Source organism: Chitinophaga sp. 05T412 (genome assembly GCF_056396465.1).
On record NZ_JBFTLN010000011.1, the window covers coordinates 14,227 to 28,374 of the forward strand.

The following is a 14,148-nucleotide window of genomic DNA, read 5'->3' on the forward strand; positions in this document are numbered from 1 at the left end:
TATTACCTCATTTCAAAAGGATATTATCCTGAATGAGGGTTTATCTTGTATCACCACCCGATTACCCGTAAATGCAAGGTATTTTAGCGTGTCCACACATTATCTTTCTCGTTGGCATCCATAAATAAATTGCCATCCAGCTGAATGGATTTGATCTCTTTGGAATAGGACAAACTCAGCGTCACTTCTTTCTGATTCGCTTTCCATACTACCGGCGTTTGATGCACGGACTTCGTGGTGCCATCTTTAAAAGTAATCACTACATCAAAAGGTACGGCAAATCCTCCTGTGTTGACAATGCGCAATACCGCTCTTTTCCCGTTCAGCTTTACATCTGCCAGCGTAAGGTCGATGTAGTTATTACTGAAGTACCAGTTGTTCCAGAACCAGTTCAGATTTTCACCAGCAGCGGTGTTGAAAGAGTAAAAATAATCCCAGGGGATGGGATGCTTGCCATGCCAATTGTCCATGTAAGCGTGTAAGCATTTCCTGAATAAAGTATCGCCCAGCAAGTCCTTCAGCGCCAGGTACGACAACGATGCTTTGCCATAAGAGTTACTGCTATAGCCCATACCACTCACCTGGTTGGACATGGAAATAATCGGCTGATCTTCTTCCGTAGAAGGGTCATGGATATATTTGTTCACGCGAAACTTCCGGTAAAACTCATCTGCCGTTGCCTTTCCCTTCTCCGCTATCCCAATCAGGTATTCAAAGGTAGTGGCCCAGCCTTCGTCCATAAAGGAGTAACGGCTTTCATTGATGCCCATATAAAAAGGGAAATACGTATGTGCGATCTCGTGATCCTGCACCAGCTGTGCAAAGCTGAGGTCATCTCCTACAGAGCCATCATTCACCATCATCGGGTATTCCATATCGGCAAAGCCCTGCATGGCGGTCATCGCGGCAAATGGATAAGGTACGCCCGGCCATTTATGGGAGAACCAGTTCAGTGCATTGTGCGAAAATGCCACGGAATGACGGAAGTCGGCCGACGTATCATGATAGGCCGCCTGAATGCTGGCGCGGCGCATGGTGCTGCTATCCACTACCACACTGGCAGCGTCCCACACATAGTGATCGCTGGTGGCATAGGTTACATCCGCAATATTATTAGCGCTGAACTTCCAGGTATTACGCGGCTGTTGTTTCGTGACTTCTCCCTGTTGCATTTCCTGCCAGTTGGCAATGTGCGCAGTAATATCTGACGATAAAGATCGTTTCAGCCGGTCGGCAAATGCCGGACGCAGCACTGCCTCCGGATTCAGTAAGTTACCCGTACCCCATACCACAAAGTTCTTAGGCACGGTAACGGCTACGTTATAATCGTTGAAGTCACTGTAAAATTCTACACGGTCGGTATGTTCCAGTCCGTCCCATCCATTATAATCATCGTACACAGATACCCTCGGATAAGCATAGGCCATAAACGCCGTGGTACTGTCTATCATGCCTTCCCGGCCACTCAACACCGACAAATCATAGTGCCAGTTGATGTGCAGATGAATACTATCTTTCGATGCCAGCGGCTTGGGGAAAGCCACCCAGGCGGTAGTACCTACATTATTATTAAAGTTAACCGGTATCCCGTCGATGACCAGATGATCTATGCTAACCCCGTTTGTTAAAAAATCCTTACTCACATATCCGGAGCGCGGCGCCTGGTATTTATGCAAGTTAACGATGAGCCGCAGCATCATGCCTTTCAATACATCCGGGCTGTTGTTGATATAAGTAATGGTTTCCACACCCGTCACCGTTCTATCCGGCGGATTCACGGCCAGCTTAATATCGTATATGCCTTTATTCTGCCAGTAACGTTTACCGGGAGCGCCGCTCTTATCTCTTGTCTGGTTAACATATGCCTGTTTGATATTCCGGGGCATATACAATTCCTGCGCTGTTGCGATAGTATTGACACCTACTAACAACAGCAGGCTATACATAATTTTGTTCATACAGTTCTGCTGATTTCCAGGGATAAAAATAGGAAAACCCTAAAGAAAGGGGTACAAGGTATAGGTTTAGAAAAAATAAGATTCAATTTTTTGTGCCAGCCGCGATAAGAATTCGTTGGGAATATGATCATGCGATGCCTGCAGCTTCCCGTGTTCATCTGGCCGGAAAGTTACCTGGTGAGTATCTATTTCCACCATGTATGTTTTTTCGGTATCATTGCCGGGCAGTATATGATAGTCTTTACCGTCCAGATGAATGATTGCCTTTTCCATAGTAGTAACATTTTGCGATGAAGTTAACCAATTATGATGTGTTTACCTACCGGCGGCATGATAAAAACGACCACTACGTGTATTAAAAACGGACATATTATTATAATCCATTAACTATAATCACTTTTATTATTAGGGTTATTATCTTCGGTATAATTTTTCCGCTGATTGCTTTCAAAATGCCTAACAAATGCAGTTGTTAAAAATTACCTTCCGCCATTTACTGAAAAACAAGGGATACGCGGCCATCAATATACTCGGCCTGGCCATGGGGATGGCGGTTACCTTACTGATCAGTTTATGGATATGGGATGAGCTGTCTTTTAACCACTGGCACCCCCACCACAGCAGGATTGCACAGGTAATGGATGTGCAAACCATTGATGGGGAAAATACCACCAGCGAGGCCATTGCCATTCCATTGGCCAATGAACTGCGCAACAACTATGCAAACGACTTCAAAAAAGTAGCCATCCTCTTCCCTAACTTCATCCACTCCGTAGCAGTAGGCGATAATAAAGTGTCGCAGTCCGGCGTATGGGTACAACCGGATTTACCGGAGATGTTGTCGCTGAAAATGATCTATGGTAGCCGCGATGCACTGAAAGACCCTACGTCTGCTCTGATCACCCACTCCCTTGCAAAAGCATTATATGGCGATACAGACCCGGTGGGAAAAGGCTTCAAACTGGATAACCGCACCGACTTACAGGTAGGCGGCGTATTTGAAGACCTGCCACAAAACACCACCTTTCACGATACCAAAATGTTCCTTGCCTGGGATAAGGCCATCAGCACCCTTCCCTGGCTGAAAGATGCACAGGGGCAATGGGATAACCGCTATTGGAAATTATATGTAGAGCTGAACGATCATGTAACCATCAACACCGCCAACGCTCATATCAAAAACGTGGCGCAAAAATATATCAAGGGCGGCACAGAAACCTTACTCTTGCATCCGATGGACCAGTGGCACCTGTACAGCGAATTCAAAAACGGACAGGTGACAGGTGGCCGCATCCGCCTGGTGTGGCTGTTTGGAGTGATCGGTGCACTGGTACTGTTGCTCGCCTGCATCAACTTCATGAACTTAGCCACTGCCCGCAGCGCAAAACGATCCAAAGAAGCAGGTATACGTAAAGCCATTGGCGCCACCCGTGCACAGCTGATACAACAGTTTTTCACAGAGTCACTGGTATTATCGTTTCTATCGTTGCTGGTTTGCGCGATAATGGTGTACACCCTGTTGCCATTATTCAACCAGCTCACCGAAAAGCAACTCAGCATCCCCTTTGCGCAGCCCCAGCTGTGGCTATCATTACTGGCCTTTACGTGCTTCACCGGCATTATAGCAGGCAGCTATCCGGCCATCTTCCTCTCCTCTTTCCAACCCGTGAAAGTATTGAAAGGCCGGGCAGCTCCAGGACGCTTCTCCCTACTTCCCCGCAACGCCCTGATGGTAGTACAATTCAGCGTATCCATTGCTTTGATCATCGGCACCATCATTATTTATCAGCAGATACAATACGGTAAAAACCGACCCGTTGGTTATAATCGTAATGGCCTGATCAATGTAACCATGAGTACCGGTGAAATGTATGGCGCACCTTATGATGCACTCAGAACTGCCCTCCTGGAAACCGGCGCGGTAGCGGATATGGCCAAATCAGATATTCCTTCTACCCAAAACCCCGACTATAAAACAGATGTTACCTGGAAAGGCAAACCCGCTGGCAGTCAAACGCCGATAGGCGTGATTGGCGTTACACACGACTACGGCCACACCGTTGGCTGGCAGATCAAAGAAGGACGCGATTACTCCCGGAGTTATGCCACAGATACCGGTGCACTCGTGATCAACGAAGCAGCCGTTAAACTAATGGGACTGGCACATCCGGTAGGCGAAACTATTTACCTCAACGGTGCACCGCGCATGATTAACGGCGTGGTGAAAGATATGATCATGGAGTCGCCCTATACCCCCGTGGCGCCTGCTATTTTCAGCTTGCAGTATGGAATAATGAATGCCATGACGGTACGTATTAATCCGGCCATGTCTACGCATGAAGCACTGGCGAAAATGGCGCCGGTATTCAAACGGTTTAATCCCGGCGGTCCGTTCGACTACACCTTTACGGACGACAACTACGCCAAAAAGTTTTCAGATGAAGAGCGCATTGCCCGCCTGGCCACGGTGTTTGCGGTACTCGCCATTTTTATTTCCTGTTTGGGCGTGTTAGGTCTCGCGGCTTTCCTGGCAGAACAACGTACCCGCGAAATAGGCATCCGCAAAGTACTGGGCGCATCTGTGACGCATGTATGTGTATTGCTATCGAAAGATTTTGTAAAACTGGTGACCATAGCGCTGCTGTTGGCTTCCCCGGTCACTTACTACTTTATGCAGCATTGGCTGCATAATTATGCGTACCATACCACGGTTTCCATCTGGTTGTTTATAGGAGCTGGCGCCGGCACTATCCTGCTCACGTTGCTAACGGTGAGTTATCAGTCGGCCAAAGCGGCATTGATGAATCCTGTAAAAAGTCTTAAAACAGAATAGCTTTAATTGCTCAACTCGGATACCGACCGGCAATACTTCCGGCGGTATTCCTGCGGTGTGAGGCCGGTAATCCGTTTAAATACCAGCCGGAATGTTTTGAGGTCATTGTATCCGGCGTTATACATCAGCGTGCTGATGTTCTGGGAATTTTTCTCCAATTCTTTTTTGGCAGATTCTATTTTCACCCGCTGCAGGTATTCCAGTGGCGTATTCTGCGTGGCTACTTTAAAACGGCGTATAAAATTCCGTTTGCTCATATTGGCCTGCTCTGCAATTTGCTCCACGGATATTTGCTGATCATAATGCGCTTCAATGTAAGCCTGCGCTTTCAGAATTTCCTCGTCTTCATGCTGCCGCTGTCCCTGGAAAACTGCGAAATGCGACTGATTCATCCGGTCCATATCAATGGAAAACATTTTGCTGGTCCAGATGCTGGCATCGCGGCCACAGAATTTCTCGATCAGGTATAACACCAGGTTTAAGGAGATAAAAGCGCCGCCGCTGGTATAGATGCCTTCCTGATCGGTCATCACTTTATCCGGCAGGATGGTGATATCGGGATAGCGATTGCGCATATCGTCCAGCGCCATCCAATGCGAAGTACAGGACTTCCCTTTCAGCAGGCCCGCTTCGGCGAGGAAATAGCTGCCCAGGCATAAACTGGCTACTTCTGTGCCTCCCGCATGCATGGCGGCCAGCCAGTTCACCAACGCACTATTTTTGCGCAGCACGGCATCTGGTTCTCCGGCAAATGCAGGAGCGATAATAAGGTCAGTTTGCTTTACTTCATCGATTGTTTTATAACAGATAAACTGCGCCGGGAGCTGCAGCTGAATATTCTTCACTTTTTCACTGACCAGCTCTACATTAAAAGCCGGCTCCTGCCCTATTTGCTCCATGTACCGGTTTACACCCATCAGCATATCCATAGCGCCTGACACACAGGATAAAACGGCATCTTCATAAATCAGCAGAGAAACTGTTTTCATGGTAAAAAAGGTATGATCTGGTACAAAAATAACGGTTTTCATTGGCACAAATGCCCCCTAAATTAGGCGTGTTTGCACATGCGAAGTGTGGAGGGAAGAATGGACATTTGTAAGACCTAAAAAATAAAATCATGAGTACAAACGTAACGACTGGTTTTACACCATCCATAGTTGAACCCGGTCTCTCTCACAAAATTGTTTCTTCTGAAGAATGGAAAGCCGCCAGGATAAAGTTCCTGGAAAAAGAAAAACAGTATACCCGTTTACGTGATGAGCTCACCCGGGAACGCATGGAATTGCCCTGGGAAAAGGTGGAAAAAGAATATGTGTTTGATACTCCCAATGGGAAAGTCACGCTGTCCGATCTTTTTGATGGCCGCAGCCAGTTGATCATACAACATTTTATGTTCGGTCCTCATGAAAAAATAGGTTGTGTAGGCTGCTCTTTTTCCGCTGATTCTATCAACGGTGTGTTACCTCACCTGGAACACCATGATGTATCGCTGGTGGTAGTATCAAGAGCGGACATGCCAGTGCTGGAAGCCTTCAGAAAGCGTATGGGCTGGCAATTCAGATGGGTGTCTTCCGGAGAAAGTGATTTCAACTACGACTATCACGTATCCTTTCATAAAGAAGAACTGGAAAGCGGAAAAGTATATTTCAACTATGGTATCCTGGAAAATTTGCCTACCCACGTAGAGGATCTTCCGGGGTTGAGTGTTTTTTATAAAGATGAAGATGGCAATATCTACCATACTTATTCAACCTATGCCCGTGGTGGCGAACTACAACTGGTTGCTTATAACTACCTGGATATAGCGCCACTGGGCCGTAACGAAAAAGATAAAAATGGCGGGCTTACATCGTGGGTACGTCACCATGATAAATACGATGAGAAAGGCCATGTAGACGATACCGGCAGGTATCATGCAGATGAAACACCTGGCTCCTGCTGCAGCGGGGAAGAACATGCATCATGAAAACGAATTGTTCCTGCGAAAGCGCTACGGGCAGGGCTTCCCGCAAAACAACGGTTGCGCAAACCACAAGTCCGCTGACATTCCGGCAACGTATCACTAAAACCGTGCGATGGCTTTTACCGGGCATAACCCTCGCATTGTTGCCTAAGTGCCCCATTTGTCTGGCTGCTTATGTAGCCCTGGGTACCGGCATCGGATTGTCTGTAACCGCCGCCACCTGGCTGCGTACAGGACTTGTGGTGTTGTGCATCGGATCATTGACTTACCTCGTGATGAATAAAGTATGGTCGTTGTACAAACGGCAGCGGCAAGAATAGCTTGTAGGAAAGATCATTATTCAAATTCAATATTAAACAACATCAGCTCCATCGTTTCTCCCGGAGGATGAATAGTACCCTGTAACGTAAATCCAGAGCGTTCCAGCAGTCGCACCGACCGGTGATTACCCGGCTGTGTAATCGCAAATAACCTGGGCAATTCCAACTGCTGTTTTGTGTAGGCCATTGTAGCAGTAGCCGCTTCATACGCATAACCATGCCCTTCTGCTTCCGGTAAAAATGCAAACCCCAGATCGGGTTGCTCCAGGTATCTTCTCTTAAATAATCCGCAAATGCCGATGGGCAGGCCTGTTTCTTTCAGTACTACTACCCAGGCGCCATATCCTTGTTCAGCGTATAGGCGTAACAGGTTGTTCATGATATACCGTTGCGCATCCGCCAGCGTTTTCACTTGCCGATCGCCAATGTATTGCAGCCAGGTAGGAGTATTCAGCAATTCCAATACGAAGGTATCATCGGTAGCAGCGAAGGTGCGCAGCTGTAACCGCGGCGTTTCAAATAGAACTTTCATGCAAACAGGTTATTACGACTCCTTACAAAGTATCATTTTCCTGCGAAGGAAACAAATAAGCAGCCGTAACAATCTATATTTTTAGCCTGACAAGCCGCTACAAACTGGAATGATCGATGACGATTTTACCGAAATATTTTCCCTTCATATAATAGCTGAATGCTTCCCGGGCTTCGGAAAAGGCAAACACGCGATCAATCACCGGCTGCAATTGAGCGGCAGCAATCACTTTGTTCATAGCTGTAAACTGCGCTTTACTACCAATGGCTACGGGTACAATGCTTACCATGCCATACTTGAGGAGGTTAATATCCACCAGCGCAGGGCCTTCAGCCACACCACCTATCAATGCCACTTCACCATTCATCGCCGCCGAGCGGATAGATTGCTCCGTGGTTCCTCCGCCTACTTCAATAACATGATCTACACCGTTTCCATCCGTGTATTCACGCACGGCTAAATGCCAATTGGGCTGTTGTTGATAATTAATTACTTCATCCGCACCCAATGCTTTTAATTTCGCAGCTTTTTCTGCTGTTGAAGTAGTGGTTATTACCCGGGCGCCTGCTGCTTTTGCCAGCTGCAATGCAAACAAGGATACACCACCGGAACCTAATGTTAGCACAGTTTCACCCGCTACCAGCCCACGACCGCCACTGAGCGCATTCCAGGCAGTTAAGCCTGCGCATGGAATAGCTGCTGCTTCCACATACGATAAATGCGAAGGTATGCGTAACACTGCCTGCTCCGGCAATACAACATACTCCGCTAACATACCATCCATGGACCCTCCCAGCTGTGCGGCATACTCCATCCTAAAAGGACCATCCTGCCATTCCGGGAATACCTGCGCCATTACCCGATCGCCCGCTTTCACTGTAGTTACGCCGCTGCCAACGGCCACAATTTCTCCTGCGCCATCGCATAACGGAATCACATCCCGTTTTACCGGCAAGGGATAAAACCCATTTAGTATCATGATTTCACGGTAGTTGAGTGAACTGGCCTTCACCTGTATGAGGACCTCCCGCGGGCCGGGAACGGGGATCGCTTGTTCTTTGAGAGTTAATGCGGATAACCCTGCGCCTAAATTTATGTGGTAGCTTTTCATATTCCATTTTTATCACTTATCCAACGTGGATAAGGATACAAATGTGCCCCACTATCTTTACTTTTACAATAACGAACAAAAATGTTCGGATGTAGTTAAAGTGTAAAAATCGCCCTATGAGAAAAACGCAATCTACCAACTTCGAAAACCGCCAGAAAATCATTGCCGCCTGCCCCATTTCTTATACCTTATCCCTCATAGAAGGCCGGTGGAAACCGATGATATTACACCAGTTATTTTCAGGCGTATGCCGCTACAGCGATATCAAAAAAGCGATTCCTATTATTACGGAACGTATGCTCACAGCTGAATTGAAGGAACTGGAGCGTCGGGAGCTGGTGGAGCGCATTTCCTATGAAACGGCGATGCTGAAAGTAGAATACCGCTTAACAGACCGCGGGGAATCACTCCGGGCGGTATTCCAGCAGTTATGGCAATGGGGTAAAACAGATATGGCGGTACACACTACCGCGCTGATACCATAGGCGTTAATCCTCCCCGGAGAGCCGGTCTAATTGCCGCTGGTAGTCGTATTGCAGGTCTTCATGCTGCGCAGCAATCACCTTACCTATTTTCTTCAGCTGCTGCTCATAAAGGTTATTTAATTGAATACTATAGGAAGATAGTAAACCTGCCTGTTTCATTTTAGTACAGAAATAAATCAACAATTCTGCCTCTGCCTGTTTGGAACCAGTATAACGTATATGCTTATTCGTGATACGCAGTATTTTCCTTAACCGCTTTTTTGCGTGGTATAATTTATCGCCGGCCATCTCTGTGAATCCGTTGTCAATCTCAGCTTTCACGGCTTCTACGTAGCCTTGTTCATGATGTGCTTCGAACAACAGATAGGTCAGCAGCTCTTTGTTATCGTTTTTATATTTTGCCAGTCGCAAACACAATGCCGCCAGCTCCGCCGGTGCCAGTGTGCTCAGTTCTTTCTTTATTTCGCTGATAGTCGCAGCTTTCATATGATACGTTTCGGATACGCCGCGAAGGTACTATCTATTTTCTGCCCCGTGCGGACCATCTTTACGTTCCAGCCAGGAATTGAAAATTGTATAGAAGACCGATACAATGATAGCGCCTTTAAACATGCCGGTAAATCCCCAGGCAGCCACTCCGCCAATGACGCCGATAAACAGCACCAGGAAAGGCAGCTTGCCACTTTTAGCTATCAATACCGGCTTCAGGATGGCTTCTCCAATCAGGATGCCTGCGCCATATATGGCCAGGAAAATCGTCATGCCTGTATGCCCCTGTGTGGCCATCCAGATGGTGAGTGGCACCCACACCACAAGTGGCCCTATCTGTATGACCACCAGGAAAAATATCAGGGCTGCCAGTCCCAATGCAAAGGGAATTCCCGCAATGGTCAGGCCAATCCACGATACAATGGCAGTAATAAATGCCGTTCCCATTACCCCAATAGATACGCCCTTCACCGCCATGGTAGTGGCATTCAGTAAATCAGCCCCATCTTTACGCCCCAACAGATGTTCTACGGCAGCACGAATAGGTCGCACCGCCTTTTCACCGCCTACCAGGAAAAATGCCGATATCACAATACCGATAATCAACTGCACTGCGGTGCCGATAATACCGAAACCGCTGCTCACCACATGGTTGAGCACCATCCTCACCGGCTGTTCATGCGTATTTAAAGTCTCCTTGGGACTATCCTGCAAGTGCTGCCAGAAAGCGCTGATCTCGGCTCCTATGTACGGCATATTCACTACCCAGGCAGGTAATGGAGGCAATCCATTGTCTTTCATATCCCGTATCCAATGTATAGATTCCCGGACATGTGAGCTCATTTCTGCCACAATATAAGTGACGGGCAATGCAATGATTCCCACCAATACAATAGCATATATAATAGCCGTGAGTTTGCGCCTGCCGCCAAACCACCGTACAATGCGCTCAAACAGCGGGTGAAAGGATACGGAGAATATCAATGCAAAGGTGAGTACCCCAAAAAATAAATGCAATACCTGGTACAGCGCTAACAGCAAAGCCAACAGCAACAACAGTACGAGTATAGACTCTATCATATTTCTGGAAGCTGGCCGGAGGTGATTGTTCATACCATGAATTTTTAACAACAATTGGGCTTACCCTATAAATATAACACTCCTTCCTTAGTAAAGCAGCATATGCCCTTATTTACAGCCGAAAACGCACCGTACCGGCTTCCCTTCTCCCGAAATTATTAATATATTCGGGTACCTGCCAATACCGGACAAAGATGTCCATTTCCGGACAGCCAGAGCAATAATACCCGCCGGAAACACCCTGTGATGGCGATGCTATTAAATGGCAACCTTCTTGCGACCCGGAAAAGCAGTTCACCAAACAACCAAAATATGTGGCTGAATTACCTGAAAATATCCTGGCGCAATCTCAGAAAAGATAAATTCTATTCCATCATCAACATACTGGGGCTGGCGCTGGCTACAGCGGCGTTTTTGTTTATCATCAACTATGTGCGGTTTGAGTACAGCTATGAAAATTTTTATAAAAATGCCAATAACATTTATCGCATTACACTTGATAAATACAAAGGCAACGAATATGAAATGACGGACTGCGAAACGCATCCGCCACTGGGACCATTAGTCAAAAAACAATTTCCTGAAGTAGTAGATTATGTGCGGGTAGAACATATGGAAGAAATTCCTACGGTGGAAGCGGATGAAAAAGTTTTCAAAGTGGAAACATATGCAGTGGATAATTCCATGTTCAGCGTTTTCAACTATGACTTTATAGCCGGCAAACCCGCCACAGCACTCACCGCACCTAACCAGGCCGTTGTTACGGAATCCCTTGCCAAACGCATGTTTGGCAACCAGCCMGCAGTGGGAAAACTACTCCGCGACGGCGACCGGACCTATACCATTACCAGCGTCATCAAAGATGTACCACCCAATACCCATCTGAAGTTTGATCTGCTCATTTCCTTCAACTCCTTACTTGCCCGGGGACTTGATCCGGAAAGCTGGAACGGTAATAATAACTACACCTATGTACAGCTGCTCCCCCATGCCAACCTGGCGGCCTTCAACAACAAGTTAATGCAGATAGCCCGGGAAAAACTGAAGAATGACAAGCTCACGGCGGAGCCCATGAAAGATATACATCTGTTGTCACATAAATCGTTTGAACCGGAAGAAAACGGGGACCTGAAAACCGTGCAGTTTATGATGGTGATTGCGGCGCTCGTGCTGCTGGTAGGCGCTGTGAACTACGTAAATCTGACCACGGCCCGCGCCGCCGACCGCACCAAAGAAACAGGAATGCGCAAGGCATTGGGCTCGTCCAGAATATCGCTGGTAAAACAATTCATGACGGAAACTATATTGACAAACACCATCGCTATCACGCTGGCATTGGTACTGATAGCGCTATTATTGCCTTATTATGTAAAGCTAACCGGACGTCCTGTTACGGCAGATTTCTTCCATTCCGCCTTTTTCTGGCTTAGCACCGKCGCGCTCTTTGTATTCAATTGTATCCTCTCCGGGCTGTATCCTGCGCTGGTATTGTCTGCGGTGAAACCTGTCAGCGTTACACGCACCTCTTTTACTACTTCGTCCGGCAGCACGTTATTCAGGAGAGTGCTGGTAGTAGGGCAATTTGCGGCGGCCCTGATCGTATTGTCTGCCTCTCTCATCGTTTTCAAACAGCTGTCTTATATGCGCCACCAGGATCTCGGCCTCAGCACCGACCAGGTGTTAGTGCTCAGAGTGCCATCCGGACAAGGTAAAATAATGGACTCCATCCGCCGGCAGCAAACCACAGCCTATATCAACAACGTGTCACAACTACCGGAGATTGAAAAAATCACTGCGTCAGAAGCCTTACCCGGCGCAAGTTTGCACGAACTGGCTACGATGAGTGGCATTCACCGGCAGGGTTCTGACATCGGCCTGAACAATGTCATTTATGCTTATGGTATTGATGAAAATTTTCTGCCGGTAATGAACCTCAGATTATTGACCGGTGAAAATTTCAGGGCAGACTCCTCCCATAATGATAAGCTAATCCTTAACAGGGCAGCTTGCCGCCTTTTTGGTTTTAGTACCCCCGAAGCAGCCATTGGGCAAAAGCTCTCCTTTTCCTGGAACAGCCCCAACCACTTTAGCACTATTGTGGGCGTGGTGGAAGACTATCACCAACAGTCTTTAAAAACAGCGATGCTTCCTATGCTGCACTGGTATCGCGGTAATGGAGGCAGTTTCTTCTCTGCTAAATTACATACCAAAGATATTCCGCAGACCATTGCAAAGATGCAAACCCTTTGGCAACAACAATATCCGGGGTATCCGTTTGAATACCATTTCTTCGATGAACTGTATGATGAGCAATACAAAGCCGATCAGCAATTCGGTAAAATCGTGCAGCTCTTTTCCGGCTTTACCCTGTTTATCACCTGCTTGGGAATCCTGGGCCTTACCGCCTATAACATTACCAAACGCAGCAAAGAAATAAGTATCCGTAAAGTATTGGGCGCTTCTGTTTCCAGTATTATAAATTTACTTTCGGGAGATTTTGTTAAACTGGCGGCTATCGCCATCTTCATCGCCACCCCGGTAACCTGGTACATCATGGGGCAATGGTTACAGGAGTACGCCTACCGTATACAAATACAATGGTGGATGTTTGCCGTTACCGGCCTCATTATAGTAGCAATTGCCCTGCTGACGGTGAGTGTACAGTCGATCAAAGCGGCACTGGCAAATCCGGTGAAGGCGTTAAAATCAGAGTGATGCCATCGACAAGCGCATAAATTGCGTCACCTCCTCATTTACATCTTCCGGTGAATACATCCTGAAATGATGATTCACCTGATGTGCATCACCGGGTACAGGTGCTATTTTCTGGAAACATAAATTATCCGGATACGCCTTTTCAAAAGGGAATACGATGTGTACGAAGTTTTTTCCTAATTGCGTTACCCAGGCAACCCGTTTGTCGCCAACACCAATGCCAATCATGGATTTGGTGGGATACAGGTATATTTCATTATTCAGCGCAGCATATTGCCGGATGAAATGATTGAGCAACGATAGGGTTACCGGCGTTTTCCCGGCGATGAAAGATTTGACTAATGGGTCTTTGGAGGTGTCGAGGATAGACATTTTTTTTGAGATAAAGATAGAATTTTTGAAGATTACCTGACACGTACGTGTAGGCTGAGCTGTCGCCTAATCAAGCGTTTTAGATAATATTACCTTTTTTCTAATCTGCATAATACAAAATACTAAAAATGAAGGATAGAAAAATAAAGGTATCAACCTAATTATCTCGCGCATTAAAGCGCCTGTTCTACCTCCAAATATCAGATAATTCAAAGATGCGGTAAATTCCATAGAGGTGGGTTCTGCCGCTTTGGGGCTTATAAACAACAAACTATAAATTCCATAGC

The 14,148-nt window shown here is 46.9% G+C and carries 13 protein-coding genes; 5 read left to right on the plus strand and 8 right to left on the minus strand.

Annotated features, from left to right (window positions below; translation table 11 throughout):
- Positions 1-83: 83 nt before the first annotated feature.
- Together AC1DFM_RS22860 and AC1DFM_RS22865 are read right to left on the minus strand one after the other, a co-directional pair.
- A complete protein-coding gene (locus AC1DFM_RS22860) occupies positions 84-1,958 on the minus strand; it encodes a M1 family metallopeptidase (protein WP_477079078.1) in 1,875 nt (624 codons plus the stop codon).
- Positions 1,959-2,024: 66 nt separating this feature from the next.
- Positions 2,025-2,231 (minus strand): hypothetical protein, encoded by a 207-nt coding sequence (locus AC1DFM_RS22865; RefSeq protein ID WP_477079079.1) that lies wholly within the window; start codon positions 2,229-2,231, stop codon positions 2,025-2,027.
- Positions 2,232-2,421: 190 nt separating this feature from the next.
- Between AC1DFM_RS22865 and AC1DFM_RS22870 the strand changes: the two genes are divergently transcribed.
- Positions 2,422-4,791, plus strand: coding sequence for an ABC transporter permease (locus tag AC1DFM_RS22870; RefSeq protein WP_477079080.1), 2,370 nt, complete (start codon positions 2,422-2,424; stop codon positions 4,789-4,791).
- A gap of 2 nt (positions 4,792-4,793) precedes the next feature.
- On the opposite strand, the gene AC1DFM_RS22875 is transcribed toward AC1DFM_RS22870, so the two are convergent.
- The gene (locus tag AC1DFM_RS22875) at positions 4,794-5,780 is read right to left on the minus strand and encodes a GlxA family transcriptional regulator (RefSeq protein ID WP_477079081.1); all 987 of its coding nucleotides are present in this window, start codon (positions 5,778-5,780) and stop codon (positions 4,794-4,796) included.
- 131 nt (positions 5,781-5,911) lie between these two features.
- Between AC1DFM_RS22875 and AC1DFM_RS22880 the strand changes: the two genes are divergently transcribed.
- Together AC1DFM_RS22880 and AC1DFM_RS22885 are read left to right on the plus strand one after the other, a co-directional pair.
- Positions 5,912-6,760 carry a DUF899 domain-containing protein gene (locus AC1DFM_RS22880; RefSeq protein ID WP_477079082.1) on the plus strand — a complete coding sequence of 283 codons (849 nt, stop codon included), beginning with the start codon at positions 5,912-5,914 and terminating at the stop codon, positions 6,758-6,760.
- Positions 6,757-7,077 carry a hypothetical protein gene (locus AC1DFM_RS22885; RefSeq protein WP_477079083.1) on the plus strand — a complete coding sequence of 107 codons (321 nt, stop codon included), beginning with the start codon at positions 6,757-6,759 and terminating at the stop codon, positions 7,075-7,077. The genes AC1DFM_RS22880 and AC1DFM_RS22885 overlap by 4 nt, the downstream gene beginning before the upstream one ends.
- 16 nt (positions 7,078-7,093) lie before the next feature.
- Here the strand turns inward: AC1DFM_RS22885 and AC1DFM_RS22890 are convergent, their stop codons facing one another.
- Positions 7,094-7,609, minus strand: a complete 516-nt coding sequence (locus tag AC1DFM_RS22890) for a GNAT family N-acetyltransferase (protein WP_477079084.1) — start codon at positions 7,607-7,609, stop codon at positions 7,094-7,096.
- A gap of 97 nt (positions 7,610-7,706) precedes the next feature.
- A complete protein-coding gene (locus tag AC1DFM_RS22895; RefSeq protein ID WP_477079085.1) occupies positions 7,707-8,720 on the minus strand; it encodes a zinc-dependent alcohol dehydrogenase family protein in 1,014 nt (337 codons plus the stop codon).
- A 116-nt stretch (positions 8,721-8,836) separates the two neighbouring features.
- Between AC1DFM_RS22895 and AC1DFM_RS22900 the strand changes: the two genes are divergently transcribed.
- Complete coding sequence (locus tag AC1DFM_RS22900; RefSeq protein WP_477079086.1) at positions 8,837-9,205, plus strand: winged helix-turn-helix transcriptional regulator; 369 nt, start codon at positions 8,837-8,839, stop codon at positions 9,203-9,205.
- A gap of 3 nt (positions 9,206-9,208) precedes the next feature.
- Here AC1DFM_RS22900 and AC1DFM_RS22905 read toward each other — a convergent pair whose 3' ends face one another.
- Positions 9,209-9,691 (minus strand): hypothetical protein, encoded by a 483-nt coding sequence (locus AC1DFM_RS22905; protein WP_477079087.1) that lies wholly within the window; start codon positions 9,689-9,691, stop codon positions 9,209-9,211.
- Positions 9,692-9,721: 30 nt separating this feature from the next.
- Positions 9,722-10,807, minus strand: coding sequence for an AI-2E family transporter (locus AC1DFM_RS22910; protein ID WP_477079088.1), 1,086 nt, complete (start codon positions 10,805-10,807; stop codon positions 9,722-9,724).
- Between the two features lie 279 nt (positions 10,808-11,086).
- Here AC1DFM_RS22910 and AC1DFM_RS22915 point away from each other — a divergent pair, with 279 nt between their 5' ends.
- Positions 11,087-13,489, plus strand: a complete 2,403-nt coding sequence (locus AC1DFM_RS22915; protein WP_477079089.1) for an ABC transporter permease — start codon at positions 11,087-11,089, stop codon at positions 13,487-13,489.
- On the opposite strand, the gene AC1DFM_RS22920 is transcribed toward AC1DFM_RS22915, so the two are convergent.
- The gene (locus AC1DFM_RS22920) at positions 13,481-13,861 is read right to left on the minus strand and encodes a hypothetical protein (RefSeq protein ID WP_477079090.1); all 381 of its coding nucleotides are present in this window, start codon (positions 13,859-13,861) and stop codon (positions 13,481-13,483) included. The genes AC1DFM_RS22915 and AC1DFM_RS22920 overlap by 9 nt on opposite strands.
- Positions 13,862-14,148 lie beyond the last annotated feature (287 nt).

Coding starts and splice junctions, on each gene's coding strand:
- AC1DFM_RS22860 (WP_477079078.1), bottom strand. CDS start 1,958: ATGAACAAAATTATGTATAGCCTGCTGTTGTTAGTAGGTGTCAATACT.
- AC1DFM_RS22865 (WP_477079079.1), bottom strand. CDS start 2,231: ATGGAAAAGGCAATCATTCATCTGGACGGTAAAGACTATCATATACTG.
- AC1DFM_RS22870 (WP_477079080.1), top strand. CDS start 2,422: ATGCAGTTGTTAAAAATTACCTTCCGCCATTTACTGAAAAACAAGGGA.
- AC1DFM_RS22875 (WP_477079081.1), bottom strand. CDS start 5,780: ATGAAAACAGTTTCTCTGCTGATTTATGAAGATGCCGTTTTATCCTGT.
- AC1DFM_RS22880 (WP_477079082.1), top strand. CDS start 5,912: ATGAGTACAAACGTAACGACTGGTTTTACACCATCCATAGTTGAACCC.
- AC1DFM_RS22885 (WP_477079083.1), top strand. CDS start 6,757: ATGAAAACGAATTGTTCCTGCGAAAGCGCTACGGGCAGGGCTTCCCGC.
- AC1DFM_RS22890 (WP_477079084.1), bottom strand. CDS start 7,609: ATGAAAGTTCTATTTGAAACGCCGCGGTTACAGCTGCGCACCTTCGCT.
- AC1DFM_RS22895 (WP_477079085.1), bottom strand. CDS start 8,720: ATGAAAAGCTACCACATAAATTTAGGCGCAGGGTTATCCGCATTAACT.
- AC1DFM_RS22900 (WP_477079086.1), top strand. CDS start 8,837: ATGAGAAAAACGCAATCTACCAACTTCGAAAACCGCCAGAAAATCATT.
- AC1DFM_RS22905 (WP_477079087.1), bottom strand. CDS start 9,691: ATGAAAGCTGCGACTATCAGCGAAATAAAGAAAGAACTGAGCACACTG.
- AC1DFM_RS22910 (WP_477079088.1), bottom strand. CDS start 10,807: ATGAACAATCACCTCCGGCCAGCTTCCAGAAATATGATAGAGTCTATA.
- AC1DFM_RS22920 (WP_477079090.1), bottom strand. CDS start 13,861: ATGTCTATCCTCGACACCTCCAAAGACCCATTAGTCAAATCTTTCATC.